Annotated in this window: 15 protein-coding genes; 4 read left to right on the forward strand and 11 right to left on the reverse strand. The window is 61.6% G+C overall.

The window, feature by feature from the left end:
- Positions 1-22: 22 nt before the first annotated feature.
- Positions 23-1,222 (reverse strand): tyrosine--tRNA ligase, encoded by a 1,200-nt coding sequence (gene tyrS / locus PA01_03640; GenBank protein ID KON80833.1) that lies wholly within the window; start codon positions 1,220-1,222, stop codon positions 23-25.
- A 72-nt stretch (positions 1,223-1,294) separates the two neighbouring features.
- Here tyrS and PA01_03645 point away from each other — a divergent pair, with 72 nt between their 5' ends.
- The gene (locus PA01_03645; GenBank protein ID KON80834.1) at positions 1,295-2,620 is read left to right on the forward strand and encodes a M23 family metallopeptidase; all 1,326 of its coding nucleotides are present in this window, start codon (positions 1,295-1,297) and stop codon (positions 2,618-2,620) included.
- A gap of 95 nt (positions 2,621-2,715) precedes the next feature.
- Here the strand turns inward: PA01_03645 and erpA are convergent, their stop codons facing one another.
- The 4 genes from erpA to rplM form a co-directional block, all read right to left on the reverse strand.
- The gene (gene erpA, locus PA01_03650) at positions 2,716-3,066 is read right to left on the reverse strand and encodes an iron-sulfur cluster insertion protein ErpA (protein ID KON80835.1); all 351 of its coding nucleotides are present in this window, start codon (positions 3,064-3,066) and stop codon (positions 2,716-2,718) included.
- Between the two features lie 89 nt (positions 3,067-3,155).
- Positions 3,156-4,184, reverse strand: coding sequence for an N-acetyl-gamma-glutamyl-phosphate reductase (argC, locus tag PA01_03655; protein ID KON80836.1), 1,029 nt, complete (start codon positions 4,182-4,184; stop codon positions 3,156-3,158).
- 124 nt (positions 4,185-4,308) lie between these two features.
- Positions 4,309-4,701 carry a 30S ribosomal protein S9 gene (gene rpsI, locus PA01_03660; protein KON80837.1) on the reverse strand — a complete coding sequence of 131 codons (393 nt, stop codon included), beginning with the start codon at positions 4,699-4,701 and terminating at the stop codon, positions 4,309-4,311.
- Positions 4,702-4,714: 13 nt separating this feature from the next.
- Positions 4,715-5,143 (reverse strand): 50S ribosomal protein L13, encoded by a 429-nt coding sequence (gene rplM, locus PA01_03665; GenBank protein ID KON80838.1) that lies wholly within the window; start codon positions 5,141-5,143, stop codon positions 4,715-4,717.
- A 544-nt stretch (positions 5,144-5,687) separates the two neighbouring features.
- Between rplM and PA01_03670 the strand changes: the two genes are divergently transcribed.
- Entirely contained in the window at positions 5,688-6,107 is a 420-nt protein-coding gene (locus PA01_03670) for an OsmC family protein (GenBank protein KON80839.1), read from the forward strand.
- Between the two features lie 36 nt (positions 6,108-6,143).
- Here PA01_03670 and coq7 read toward each other — a convergent pair whose 3' ends face one another.
- The 5 genes from coq7 to PA01_03695 form a co-directional block, all read right to left on the reverse strand.
- Positions 6,144-6,764: a 2-polyprenyl-3-methyl-6-methoxy-1,4-benzoquinone monooxygenase gene (gene coq7 / locus PA01_03675; GenBank protein ID KON82283.1), complete on the reverse strand. Its 621-nt coding sequence runs from the start codon at positions 6,762-6,764 to the stop codon at positions 6,144-6,146.
- Between the two features lie 19 nt (positions 6,765-6,783).
- Positions 6,784-7,296 carry a CNP1-like family protein gene (locus PA01_03680; GenBank protein ID KON80840.1) on the reverse strand — a complete coding sequence of 171 codons (513 nt, stop codon included), beginning with the start codon at positions 7,294-7,296 and terminating at the stop codon, positions 6,784-6,786.
- Complete coding sequence (locus PA01_03685) at positions 7,293-7,523, reverse strand: DUF3501 family protein (GenBank protein ID KAI5913025.1); 231 nt, start codon at positions 7,521-7,523, stop codon at positions 7,293-7,295. Before PA01_03685 ends, PA01_03680 begins: the two co-directional genes overlap by 4 nt.
- Before the next feature lie 139 nt (positions 7,524-7,662).
- The gene (locus PA01_03690) at positions 7,663-8,256 is read right to left on the reverse strand and encodes a CBS domain-containing protein (GenBank protein KON80841.1); all 594 of its coding nucleotides are present in this window, start codon (positions 8,254-8,256) and stop codon (positions 7,663-7,665) included.
- Positions 8,257-8,517: 261 nt separating this feature from the next.
- Positions 8,518-9,048, reverse strand: coding sequence for an RNA pyrophosphohydrolase (locus PA01_03695; GenBank protein ID KON80842.1), 531 nt, complete (start codon positions 9,046-9,048; stop codon positions 8,518-8,520).
- A 199-nt stretch (positions 9,049-9,247) separates the two neighbouring features.
- On the opposite strand from PA01_03695, the gene PA01_03700 reads away from it, so the two are divergent.
- Positions 9,248-10,999, forward strand: a complete 1,752-nt coding sequence (locus PA01_03700) for a proline--tRNA ligase (GenBank protein KON80843.1) — start codon at positions 9,248-9,250, stop codon at positions 10,997-10,999.
- A gap of 20 nt (positions 11,000-11,019) precedes the next feature.
- Positions 11,020-11,655 (forward strand): transglycosylase SLT domain-containing protein, encoded by a 636-nt coding sequence (locus tag PA01_03705; protein KON80844.1) that lies wholly within the window; start codon positions 11,020-11,022, stop codon positions 11,653-11,655.
- A 77-nt stretch (positions 11,656-11,732) separates the two neighbouring features.
- Here PA01_03705 and PA01_03710 read toward each other — a convergent pair whose 3' ends face one another.
- Positions 11,733-12,359, reverse strand: coding sequence for a polymer-forming cytoskeletal protein (locus tag PA01_03710; protein KON80845.1), 627 nt, complete (start codon positions 12,357-12,359; stop codon positions 11,733-11,735).
- Positions 12,360-12,541: the final 182 nt, after the last annotated feature.

Here is a 12,541-nt window from a genome sequence, read left to right on the forward strand (position 1 = left end):
CTTGATCGCGAAAGAATTCTCATCAATTCAGCACAACAGACGCGAACTTCCGTTTCCCGACCTGCAGAACAACCGTTTGATCGCGCTGAAGTACAAGACCCTTGTCCTCGACTCGCTCCCCGTTCAGTCGAACCGCGCCCTGCTCGATCATACGCAGTGCTTCCGAGGTACTTCCAGTCAGTCCTGCCTGCTTGACGACCTGGAACACCGGCAAACCACCCTCCCCGACCGTGACATTCACTTCAGGCATGTCGTCTGGCAATGCCCCCCGTTGGAATCGGGCTTCGAAATCAGCGAGGGCATCGTCTGCAGCAGCACGGCTGTGGAACCGGGCCACGAGCTCCTGCGCCAACAGCACCTTCAGTTCGCGCGGATTACGCCCGCCTTCGACCTCGACACGATAGTGCGCGATTTCGCCGGCCGGACGAAAGGATAGCAAGTCGAAATAGCGCCACATCAAACTATCGGAGATGGACATGACCTTGCCGAAAATTTCGCGGGGCGCTTCCGTGATACCTATGTAGTTGCCCAGCGACTTCGACATCTTGTTAACGCCGTCGAGCCCCTCCAGCAGCGGCATCATAAGGACGCACTGAGGCGCCTGTCGCTCATGCTTCTGAAGCTCTCTACCGACCAGCAGATTGAATTTCTGGTCGGTCCCCCCGAGCTCGACATCGGCCCGCATTGCCACCGAGTCGTAGCCTTGACACAGAGGGTACAGAAACTCGTGGATCGCGATCGCCTGCCCTCCCGCATAGCGCTTTGCGAAATCGTCCCGCTCCAGCATGCGCGCCACCGTGTACCGTGATGCCAGGCGAATCATCCCCGCCGTCCCGAGAGACTCCATCCACGAGGAGTTGAAACAGATCTCGGTCTTGTCCGGATCGAGAATCTTGAACACTTGCTCCTGATACGTGCGTGCATTTTCGAGGATCTGCTCACGCGATAAGGGCGGCCGAGTGGCGTTCTTCCCGGATGGATCACCGATCATTGCGGTAAAGTCACCGACCAGAAACATCACCTGATGGCCCAGCTCCTGAAAGTGCCGCAACTTGTTGAGCAACACGGTGTGCCCCAGGTGCAGATCGGGCGCTGTCGGGTCGAAACCCGCCTTCACGCGCAGAGGGCGATCCGATTTGAGTTTTTCGACAAGTTCGGCCTCGATCAGTAACTCTTCAGCTCCCCGCTTAATCAGCTCCAGGGCTGCCTGTACGTCAGTCATGCATTTCTCCATTCGTTAGGGCAGCCAGAAAAACTTTGCTACACTCGCGCAAGTTTTTGCCCAGTGTTTCCCATGCAGGCACAAAAAAACACGATTCTAGCCGAACTGTTCCACCATCTCCCTTCGGGTCGCCGGCGATGGGTGCTCGGAACTCTGGTGGGCACCTCGCTTCTGAGCGTCGTCGCGGCCACTGCAGTGGTTCCCGGCGATGCCGTGCCCCCGTTCCCGGTGCAAGCGGTCATCGAGGAGCTTGGTTCCGTTACCGCGCAGCCTAGCGCCAGCGCACCCATCCCCTTCGTTTTCGACGAACGGGTGCAGCCGGGCGATACGATTCAGGCGCTCTTTCGCCGTCTCAAGATCGATGACCAGGAAGCACTCGATTTCCTGTCCGGGGATCCCGAAAGCCGAAGCGCTATTCGCCAGTTGCGCGCAGGACGCTCCGTATTGGCGCTCGTTGACGGCCACGGAAAGCTCGTTTCCCTGACTTTGCCAGTCGCGAGAGGCGATTCACGCTTCACGATCGAGCGCACTCCGGAGGGGATCCGCTCTCGCAGTCAAGCTGACCCTGTGCTGGATACCCACGTCGAAATGCGTTCCGGAACGATCCGTCACACGCTTTTCGGTGCGACGGATTCGGCAGGAGTTCCCGACAGCGTTGCGACAAAGCTTGCCGAGATTTTTGGCACCGAGATCGATTTCAGCTCGGATCTGCGTGCAGGCGACCAATTCAGCGTCGTCTACGAGACGATTTACGACAAGGGGGCTCCTGCGGGTAGTGGACGAGTGCTCGCGGCCGAGTTCGTCAACCAAGGGAAAAAGTTCGCTGTGGTACTCCATCGCGATGCGGATGGGAGCGAGGCGTACTACACGCCCGAGGGTCGCGGGCTGAATCAGGCGTACCTAAGATACCCTCTTGAGTTCTCCAGGATCTCGTCCACTTTCGGGCGACGCCTGCACCCCATTCACCGGAGTTGGCGCAGCCACAATGGCGTGGACTTCGCAGCGCCCACCGGCACGCCCGTGAAGGCGGCTTCCGACGGCGTTGTAAACTATGTAGGCAGGCAGAACGGTTACGGCAACATCGTTATCTTGCAACACCGCGACCGCTACTCCACTGCCTACGCGCACCTGAACGGCTTTGCCGGCAGTCTTCGCAAAGGCGCCAAAATCAGGCAGGGCGATCTGATCGGCTATGTAGGGTCCACGGGCTGGGCGACCGGTCCGCACCTGCACTACGAAATCCGCGTAAACAACATCGCCCACGATCCGATGAAGATTGCGCTACCGACCGTCCAGCCCCTGGGACCCACCGCGCTCGCTGCATTCAAGAGCCAGACTGCCCCCCTGCTGCAACGATTGGCGCTGTTGAACCGAACAGTGGTGGCTCAAGCGGATTGAGCTTTCCGGTACAGGAAGGCTGAAAAGAAAACGGGGTGCACCAGCACCCCGTTTCCGCTTCGCCCTGCAAGGACAAATCCGCAGATGTCTTTCGCTCACGCAGAAAACGAAGAACCGCAGCCGCAAGTGCTTGTCGCGTTCGGATTGCGAATGACGAACTGGGACCCTTCCAGTCCCTCGCTGTAATCGATCTCGGCCCCTACCAGATACTGGTAGCTCATCGGATCGACCAGCAAAGTCACGCCATTTTTTTCGAAGGCAGTGTCGTCCTCGTTCACTTCCTCATCGAACGTGAAACCGTACTGGAAACCGGAACATCCGCCGCCGCTCACAAAAACGCGCAGCTTCAGCTCGGGGTTGCCCTCCTCCTCAATCAGTTCCTTGACCTTCGTGGCCGCACTGTCCGTGAAGACCATCAGTTCTGGGGTATCAACTACGCTGTCCATATTTTCTCCTCTATCAGAACACTGGCACATGATGCGCCACGGGAAGCATTATCGTCAAAGTCCGATCGCCGGTCGATCCGATAGTTCCCTTACGGGGACACCGGAACGATATCGAGCCCGAGCGACTCATCCAGTTCAAACATGATGTTCATGCACTGGACGGCTTGCCCGGCCGCACCCTTGACGAGATTATCGATGACCGACAGGACCACGACGACGTCGCTGCCTTGCGGCCGATGCACGGCCACGCGGCAAAGGTTGCTTGCCCTCACGGAACGGGTTTCCGGATGGCTGCCTGCGGGCAGAACATCGACAAAGAGCTCGTCCTGATACCGCTCTTCAAACAGCTTCTGCACATTCACTTCCGTCGAAAGCCTGGCGTAAAGCGTCGCATGGATGCCCCGGATCATCGGCGTCAAATGTGGAACGAAGGTGAGGCCGACGTTTTGCCCGGCCATCGCCTCGAGTCCTTGACGAATCTCGGGAAGATGCCGGTGGCCCGCCACGGCGTAAGCTTTGAAGTTGTCGGCCGCCTCGGCAAACAAGGTGTGCACTTCCGCCTTGCGTCCCGCCCCCGAGACACCGGATTTCACGTCCGCGATCAAATGCGACAGGTCCACCACCCCGGATTCGACCAACGGCAGAAAGCCCAGTTGGACCGCCGTCGGGTAGCAACCCGGATTAGCCAGTACGCGGGCCGAACGAATGCGCTCGCGGTTCCGCTCGGGCAAACCGTAGACCGCTTCGGCCACCAGCTCCGGCGAAGCATGCTTCATCCCGTACCACTTTTCCCATTCGGCAACGTCACGGATACGGAAATCCGCCGCCAGATCAATCAGCCGCACGCCGGCGTCGACGAGTTCTCTCGCCTGCTGCATTGCGATCCCGTTGGGCGTCGCGAAGAAGACTACGTCGCACCGGTCGAGCGCCGCATCCTGTGGAGTCACGAAGCGGAGATCGACACGGCCGCGCAGACTCGGAAACATTTCGCAAACGGGCAAACCGGCGTCGCCGCGCGAGGTTATCGCCACCAGGTTCGCTTGAGGGTGGCGGGCAAGCAGCCTCAATAGTTCCACTCCGGTGTATCCCGTTCCACCGACCACACCAATCTTGATCATGCCCTCTCCTTGCCGTGACTGCCTTCCCGAGCGATGAATTATCGCACTCGCAGCAGTTGATCTTGAATTCAAAACGAGAAAAGCCGCCTCGAAGGGCGGCTTTTCTGTACGCGGATACGAAATATCAGCGCTTCGAGAACTGCTTGCGGCGACGCGCCTTGCGGAAACCGACCTTCTTCCGTTCGACTTCGCGAGCATCACGAGTCACGAAGCCGGCCTTGCGCAGCACGGGCTTGAGCTCTGCATCATATTCGATCAGCGCTCGGGTAATGCCGTGGCGAACGGCGCCGGCCTGACCCGACTCACCGCCGCCGGTCACATTGACCATGATGTCGAAGCGGCTGTCGTTTTCGGTCAGCACGAGCGGCTGACGCACGATCATGCGACCCGTTTCGCGCGAAAAGAATTCGTCGACGGGCTTGCCGTTGACGACGATGTTGCCGGAACCCGGCTTGATGAACACACGGGCAACCGCAGTTTTGCGGCGGCCGGTGCCGTAGTTGTAACTCACAGCCATTGATCGGCTCCTGTCAGATCTCGAGAACTTGGGGCTGCTGAGCGGAATGCGGATGTTCGCCACCCGCGTAGCACTTCAGCTTCTTCAGCATGGCGTAACCCAGCGGCCCTTTCGGCAGCATGCCCTTCACCGCCTTTTCCAGCACGCGCTCGGGAAAGCGCTGCTGCAGCTTGGTGAAGTTGGTTTCGTAGATTCCGCCCGGATAGCCAGTATGACGGTAATACTTCTTGTCGAGCGCCTTGTTGCCGGTCACCCGCAGCTTTTCGACATTGACGACGACGATGAAGTCACCCGTATCGACGTGCGGCGTGTAAATGGCCTTGTGCTTGCCACGGAGGCGACGGGCCACTTCGGCGGCAAGCCGGCCAAGCACCTTGTCCGACGCGTCGACAACAAACCAGTCGCGCTTGACTTCGTGCGGCTTGGCAGAAAACGTTTTCATTCGAATCCTCGATCTTGTCCGGCCTAGGGCGAAGGCCAATAAACGGAAAGCTCGTGATGGTACCAGCAACCCTGGCGGGAAGTCAAATTTGGGCTGGCCCAACCCTGCCACCGAAGAAGAGGCAAAAAAAACGCAGCCCTTGAGGACTGCGTTAAATCCACACCAAAGGAGGAGGGTGGAGGAGACACTGCTTGGATCGCCACACCATCTCGATCCGACTAAACGCGATTATCCTGAAACCCGCCCCCCGTCACAAGCTTTTATTGTGCATTGCACTATAAATGTTTTGATTCCACTATAAAAGTAGTTTATGCATACACAAACTATTAATATTGATCAATTTAACAAGCCACCCTGACCAGTAGGCATCCGCCGCTTCGTGACACGATATTATGCCTTTCAGATGCATTAGTGCGCCGCAATAGAACGTCTGGACACGGCCCATCTCGCGTCGGGTTGGCCGTATGGAATTGCCGTCCGGTAAAATGCCGCTCCGCCTCGCCCAGAGGTTCCCTCGCTCATCGAGCGGACAACGGAGTAGATGATGGAATGCACGATCAAGTGGGTCGATGGAATGACTTTCCTCGCGGAGACCGGCACCGGTCACGTCGTGGCGATGGATGGCGCACCGGAAGCAGGCGGCCGCAATCTTGCCCCGCGGCCGATGGAAATGATGCTTGCCGGTGCTGGCGGATGCACGGCGTTTGACGTCGTATTGATCCTGAAACGCAGCCGCCAGGATGTTCGCGGCTGCGAAGTGAAGCTATCGAGCGAGCGAGCGGAAGCAGACCCGAAAGTGTTCACCCGCATCACTTTTCACTACACGGTGCGAGGCAAAGGGTTGAAGGCCGACGCGGTGGAGCGCGCGATCCACCTCTCCGCAGAGAAATATTGCTCGGCGTCGATCATGCTCGGCAAGACTGCCGAGCTGGTGCACGAATGGGATATCGTCGAGTGCGAGTGACGGCGCTGTCTGTAAGCGCCGCGCAGGGTTTTCTCGCTATATCCGGTAAGCGGTCGCCGTCATTACCCGCGCCATCAACCTCATCGCTCCCCTGAAGGGCGCAGGCAGTTCGTGAGCCCCGAGGGCGAGCGCGACGTCGGCGTGATGCGCCTCATCCGCCTTCATCTGCTCGAGAATTTCACGGGACTTGCGGTCCTCGGGGGGCAAACGCTCCAGATGGCTGCCGAGATGCGCTTCAACCTGGCGCTCGGTTTCGGCCAGGAAGCCGAGATTCCACCGGTCGCCAAGCCTCCCGGCCAGCAGCCCCAGCGCCAGCGACCCGCCGTACCATAACGGATTCAACAGGCTCTTGCGCCCGCCGAGTTCGGAAATCCGCTGCTCGGTCCACGCCAGGTGCTCGGTTTCCTCGTCCGAGGCCCGCGCGAGTTCGCGTTTGACATCGAGATCGCCCGCGCTCATCGACTGCCCCTGGTACAGCGCCTGAGCGCAGATCTCGCCGCTGTGATTGACGCGCATCAGGGCCGCGACATGCTGTCGATCCCGATCGCCGAAATGCGTTTCGGGCATGTCGGCGCCGGGGGTCGGGCGCACGCTGCGCGCGGGCGCGAATAGCGTGCGCAAAGCCTTGTCGAACTGGACAATCGCTTCGTCGATCATGAACACCTCTGAATATCGGTCATTTCAATGCCGGCTCCCTGCCGCGCAGGCGCCGCAGCACTTCGCGGGCGTCCCGGGGCGGAACCACTCCGTCGCAGAAATATTCTTTCGCCAACGCTGCACGCGGACGGTTATACGCGGTGTCGACGATCGGCTGCCAGCCGGCGTCGCGCGCCACTGCCCACTCGCCCCCGTCGCGGCCGACCGCGTAGATGCGCCACCCCGCCACCTCGCAGTGAATGCCTTCGAAAGTGACGTTCTCGGCGCCGCCCGCCGTGCGCACTACGAGTACGTAGCGCACGACGCCGTCCTCGCCCACTGTCAGGCTATGCTCATCGAGCAGAAAACGGTTGCGCGAAGTCACATCGACGGGGAATTCATGCAACGCGGAGGGAAGCGGCGGCGCGGGCAACTCGTAGTGGCCTTCCTTCCAGTTCGGATCCGGATCGCTGAAAAGACCGGCGCAAACAGCGCCGGAAAAGAACACGAGAGCTGCCACCCCCGCTTGGACGACGGTTTGGAACGGTTTCAAGCTTGCAGGTCTCCGGACAGGGACAAAAGAATCCTCTCGGGCAGCGTATCCACCGGGGCAGAGGGCGCCGCATGATCGATCCCGATGGCGCACGCTCCACCGGCCTTTACCGACTGCATCCTGCCCGGCAGCAACTGGATTCGGAGGAAATGCAGCACAGAGGTTCTTTCGGCATTGTCGCGTTCCGGACCGTCGTCGGCAATCGAAAAAGCAAAAACCAGCCTCACGTACCCTCGGCCGACCGGTGCGAGGCCCGCTGCGGCTCGAGGTTTTCGAAGAGCTTCGTGTGCGCTTGCCCGGTCTCGTCTTCGGCCTTTCAGCGCAGGGGAAAGCGCGATCAGATACCCTGGGAGCCGGGCTAAGGTTTCAGGCGGAGATTGCCGCTTCGATTTCGGCGAAATTCCGTGCGATCTCGGTGCTGACCGGCTGGGGTTCCCCGAGCTGGCGCGCGATCTGGGATGCCGAGAAAATCCCCCGGATCAGGCCCCGTCCGCCCTCGGAGCGTTCCAGTACCAGAGCATGCTGCCGACCGGAGCGTTTCAGCGTCGCGAGGACGTGCCCGACGTCCGCGCGCATGACCTCACCGAGCTCGACCGCCTCGGTGCGCTCGAGTGGCGTCATGACGGAATGGACGGTCAGTTCCCCGACCCGAATGCCGCGTTCCTGCGCGGTCCGCACCGGGCCTTCGCCCAGCAGGTCGGCGACCGAAATCACCCCCATCACCTGGTGACGCGAATCGGTCACGAGCAACAGGCGCACGCCGCGCAGGATCATCGCGCGGTTGGCATCGGCCAGCGAGGTTTCGCCGGCGATCGTCGCCGCGGGAATTCTCGTCAGGTCGGTCATGACCTCGATCGCCGGGGAGTTGCGGGAGACTCGGCGGTTGTTATCGGTTCTCGCGACTTCGCAATGCAGGCCCGCAAGGCGCGCTTGCGGAAGCGGATCGAATTCCCGGTTCATGGACACCTCCCACTGCAGAATTTTGACAAGCGTGCCGACATCATGCCATTGGTCTTATCGGCCTGCCGCAAGCCCATCTTTTTCATATCCCGCAAGGTTGGCCCAGGCCGCGGCCGAACGGCTCGGACGCATCCCTTCGACCCGATCGGGTCCGGCGAGTTCATCGTTGCGAGGCGGTGGAATTCGGAAAGAGGATCAGCGCGCCGAAAGAAAATGCCCCGCATGCCGAACACCGGCAGGCGGGGCAACGAGGAACGGCGTTCAAGGCTCACGTGCTTCGGCCAGCGCCTTGTAGGCCTCGGGTGGATCCCGCGGCCGCGTCCGGAACAAGGTCTTCGACAGTTCGAACAACGCCTGCTGGTACACCTGCCGCTTGAACTCAATCACGGCTTCCAGCGGCACCCAATAGTCACTCCAGCGCCAGGCATCGAACTCCGGATGAGTGCTGGCTCGCAGACAGACGTCGGAATCACGCCCCACCAAACGCAACAGAAACCAGATTTGCTTCTGTCCCCGGTAGGTATTGCGCCATTCCCGTTTGATCCAGTGCTTCGGAACGTCGTACCGCAACCAACCACGCGTGCGGCCGAGAATCTTCACATGCTCGGGACGCAGACCCACTTCCTCGAACAGTTCACGGAACATGGCCTGCTCCGGCGTTTCGCCGTGCTTGATGCCACCTTGCGGGAACTGCCACGAATGCTCACGGATCCGCTTGCCCCAGAAAACCTCATTGCGCGTGTTGACCAGAATGATGCCGACGTTCGGGCGATAGCCTTCACGATCGAGCATGATCAAACCTTCAATTCAAGAACTGTCACAATTTTTCCACATTTACAGAGGCTTGGAAAGGCGCACCACCGGAAGCGTTCCCGTTCCACAGCTTCGCGACCGCCAGGCAGCAGCGCGGGCGGCATACCACGATCTGCATATCGGTCGTCGACACGGTAAAATCGCGTCTTTGCTCACCAGCCCCACTCCCGGATCCAGCATGCGCGCCAGCCAGTATTTCATCTCGACCCTCAAGGAAGCCCCGTCGGACGCCGAAGTCGTCAGCCAGAAACTGATGCTGCGCGCGGGCTTCATCCGCAAAGTCGCAGCCGGCATCTACAGTTACCTTCCCATCGGCCTGCGCGTGATCCGCAAGGTCGAGGACATCGTGCGCGAGGAAATGAACCGCGCCGGTGCGCTCGAACTGGCGATGCCGCTCGTTCAGCCGGCCGAACTGTGGGACGAAACCGGCCGCTGGGAACAGATGGGCGCCGAGATGCTGCGCTTCAAGGATAGGCACCAGCGCGACTTCGCGCTGCAGCCCACGTCCGAGGAAGTGGTCACCGATATCGCTCGTCAGGAATTGAAGAGCTATCGCCAGTTGCCGAAGAACTTCTACCAGATCCAGACGAAGTTCCGCGACGAGCGCCGGCCGCGCTTCGGCGTGATGCGCGGTCGCGAGTTCACGATGAAGGATGCGTATTCGTTCGACCGCGACGCGGCCGCCGCGGGCCGCAGCTACGACGCGATGTACGCCGCCTACTGCCGCATTTTCGACCGGCTCGGCCTGACGTACCGGGCTGTCGCAGCGGACACCGGGGCGATCGGCGGGGATCGCTCGCATGAGTTCCAGGTCATCGCCGACACCGGCGAGGATGCAATCGTCTACTGCCCCGGGTCCACCTACGCGGCCAACATCGAACTGGCCGAAGCGCTGCCGTTGCTGGCGACCCGCGCGGCGCCGACCCGGGCGCTCGAAAAGACTCCCACCCCGGGCAGGACGACCTGCGCAGAGGTCGCGGAGCTGCTCGGCGCGCCGCTCGAGACGACGGTGAAATCGCTGGTCCTCGCGACCGATGACGTCGACGACGCCGGCAAGCCCGCCGGCGTCACGCTGTGGCTGCTGCTCGTGCGCGGCGATCACGAACTGAACGAAGTCAAGGCGGGCAAAATCCCCGGCCTGAAAGCCGGGTTCCGCTTCGCGACGGAAACCGAGATCACCGAGCGCTTCGGCTGCAAGACCGGCTACCTCGGGCCCGTGGGCGTGAATCCCTCCGTCAAGGTCGTCGCCGACCGCACTGTCGCGAACATGGCCGACTTCATCTGCGGCGCCAATGAAGCCGACTTCCACCTGACCGGTACGAACTGGGGCCGCGACCTGCCGGAGCCCGCTCTCGTCGCCGACCTGCGCAACGTCGTCGAAGGCGACCCGAGCCCGGACGGCATGGGACCGCTCGCGATCCAGCGCGGCATCGAAGTCGGCCACGTTTTCTACCTCGGCACCAAATACTCGCAGTCGATGAACGCGACTTTCCTCGACGAGAACGGCAAGCCGAAGCATTTCGAAATGGGCTGCTATGGCATCGGCGTCACGCGCATCCTCGGTGCGGCGATCGAGCAGAACCACGACGCGCGCGGCATCGTCTGGCCGGACGCGATCGCACCGTTCCGCGTCGTCGTCTGCCCGGTCGGCTGGGGCAAGTCCGAAGCGGTACGCGACGAAGCGACGAAGCTTTACGAAATGCTGCGCGCCGGCGGCATCGATGTGATCCTCGACGACCGCGACGAGCGTCCGGGCGTGATGTTCGCCGACTGGGAACTGATCGGCGTTCCGCATCGCGTCGTCATCGGCGATCGCGGACTGAAGGAAGGGATAGCCGAATATCAGGGGCGGCGCGACGCCGAGGCGGCGAAAATTCCGCTTGCCGAACTCGCGACTTTCGTCGGCTCGAAGCTCCAGCCCACGGCGTGAGGAGCGCCGACAGCGGCGGCATGAAGGCCGCGTGCGGCCTCGTGCTGAGTGTCGTTCTGCTCGCAGCTCCCGGCACGGCGCCCGCCGGGCGCCAGCAGTACGAACCGATGGCGGCGAGCGTGCGCTCGGCGCTGCATGCGGCAGTCAGCGACGCGGGCGCGCCGGAACTCCTGATTGCGAACGAGGGGGAGCGGGTACGCTGGCTGCAGGACATGTCGCGCCGGCTCGACAAACGCATCCCGGACCGTCCTTACCGGGAAGAATTGCTGACCGCGGTGCACTACGAAGCGACGCGGGCAGGGCTCGATCCGCAACTCGTGCTCGGCCTGATCCAGGTCGAGAGCGCGTTCCGCAAATACGCGGTGTCGAGCGCCGGCGCGCGCGGTTTCATGCAGGTGATGCCGTTCTGGATCAAGACGATCGGCCTGCCGGAAGACAATCTCTTCCATCTGCGCACGAACCTGCGCTACGGCTGCACGATCCTGCGCCACTACCTCGACATCGAAAAAGGCGACCTGTACCGCGCGCTGGGCCGCTACAACGGCAGTCTCGGCAAGCCCGAGTACCCGAACCTGGTACGCGCCGCATGGGAGAAGCACTGGAGCTACTCGCCGCTGCGGCTCGCCTCGGACGACCGCACAAGCCGCGCGAACTGAACCGAAAGCGGCGCGCGCGAGGCGACCGACGGGCGGCGAGCCGCGTCGCAGCGCGTGTCGCTACGACACGACAGTCGTCAGCCCGCGCCGACGACTGCGACTTTCGGCATCGATTCCTCGCGCGGCACGGCTCTCCCCGCCTCCTTCGCCGAAGCCAGCGACTGCACGTCGCCGGACAGCTCGCCGCCTTCCTCGATCAGGATCTTGCCGTAGCGAATCTTGCCGCTGACACGACCCGTCGCGTGGATCACGAGTTGGGTGCGCGCAGTGAGTTCGCCTTCGAATCGGCCGCGGATTTCCGCAATGTCGATCCCGACCGTCCCGGCAAACGAGCCGCTTTCGGCGATGCGGATGACGCGGCTGTCCATCGTCGCTTCGACGCGGCCTTCGACGATCAGCGTGTCGCAATCCAGAATCTCCGCGCCTTTGAGCTTGACCTCGGGCCCGACGATGAGGCGGCTGCCGGAAGCGTAGCCCGCATCCTCCGCAGCTTCACTCGCGCGAGGAACGGCGGCCGAAGTGGCAGTCCCTCCCATGCTGTTCGTCGCGACATCGCGTGCGTTTGCGGGTGTCTCGGCAGAAGCGTTGGAACTGTTGACCGGCCCCGCCGGTTGAGCGGTTGCGAAATTGCCCGGCCCGATACGCGGTCCGCGTGCGGCCTGTGGATCGGCAGCTTTCGGGAACACTGGGGATTTGCTGAACATGATCTCTCCTGGGGTGAATTCGCGTCGGACGACAGGGGCGCGAACGCAAAATCCAGGCCAGGCGGATTTAGTCTTTTATATTCATGTTCCTGGAAATATAAGCTGGAACAGTACACGAGATTTTTTGCGCTCTCGTGTCGTCTCTTAGCGACGCATTGTAGGGACAAAAATAACAAGCTATT

Source organism: Azoarcus sp. PA01 (assembly GCA_001274695.2).
Lineage (GTDB): Bacteria > Pseudomonadota > Gammaproteobacteria > Burkholderiales > Rhodocyclaceae > Aromatoleum.

Bases quoted from the DNA above. Each gene is read 5' to 3' on its own strand.
- tyrS (KON80833.1), bottom strand. From the start codon at position 1,222: ATGACTGACGTACAGGCAGCCCTGGAGCTGATTAAGCGGGGAGCTGAA.
- PA01_03645 (KON80834.1), top strand. From the start codon at position 1,295: ATGCAGGCACAAAAAAACACGATTCTAGCCGAACTGTTCCACCATCTC.
- erpA (KON80835.1), bottom strand. From the start codon at position 3,066: ATGGACAGCGTAGTTGATACCCCAGAACTGATGGTCTTCACGGACAGT.
- argC (KON80836.1), bottom strand. From the start codon at position 4,184: ATGATCAAGATTGGTGTGGTCGGTGGAACGGGATACACCGGAGTGGAA.
- rpsI (KON80837.1), bottom strand. From the start codon at position 4,701: ATGGCTGTGAGTTACAACTACGGCACCGGCCGCCGCAAAACTGCGGTT.
- rplM (KON80838.1), bottom strand. From the start codon at position 5,143: ATGAAAACGTTTTCTGCCAAGCCGCACGAAGTCAAGCGCGACTGGTTT.
- PA01_03670 (KON80839.1), top strand. From the start codon at position 5,688: ATGGAATGCACGATCAAGTGGGTCGATGGAATGACTTTCCTCGCGGAG.
- coq7 (KON82283.1), bottom strand. From the start codon at position 6,764: ATGATCGACGAAGCGATTGTCCAGTTCGACAAGGCTTTGCGCACGCTA.
- PA01_03690 (KON80841.1), bottom strand. From the start codon at position 8,256: ATGAACCGGGAATTCGATCCGCTTCCGCAAGCGCGCCTTGCGGGCCTG.
- PA01_03695 (KON80842.1), bottom strand. From the start codon at position 9,048: ATGCTCGATCGTGAAGGCTATCGCCCGAACGTCGGCATCATTCTGGTC.
- PA01_03700 (KON80843.1), top strand. From the start codon at position 9,248: ATGCGCGCCAGCCAGTATTTCATCTCGACCCTCAAGGAAGCCCCGTCG.
- PA01_03705 (KON80844.1), top strand. From the start codon at position 11,020: ATGAAGGCCGCGTGCGGCCTCGTGCTGAGTGTCGTTCTGCTCGCAGCT.
- PA01_03710 (KON80845.1), bottom strand. From the start codon at position 12,359: ATGTTCAGCAAATCCCCAGTGTTCCCGAAAGCTGCCGATCCACAGGCC.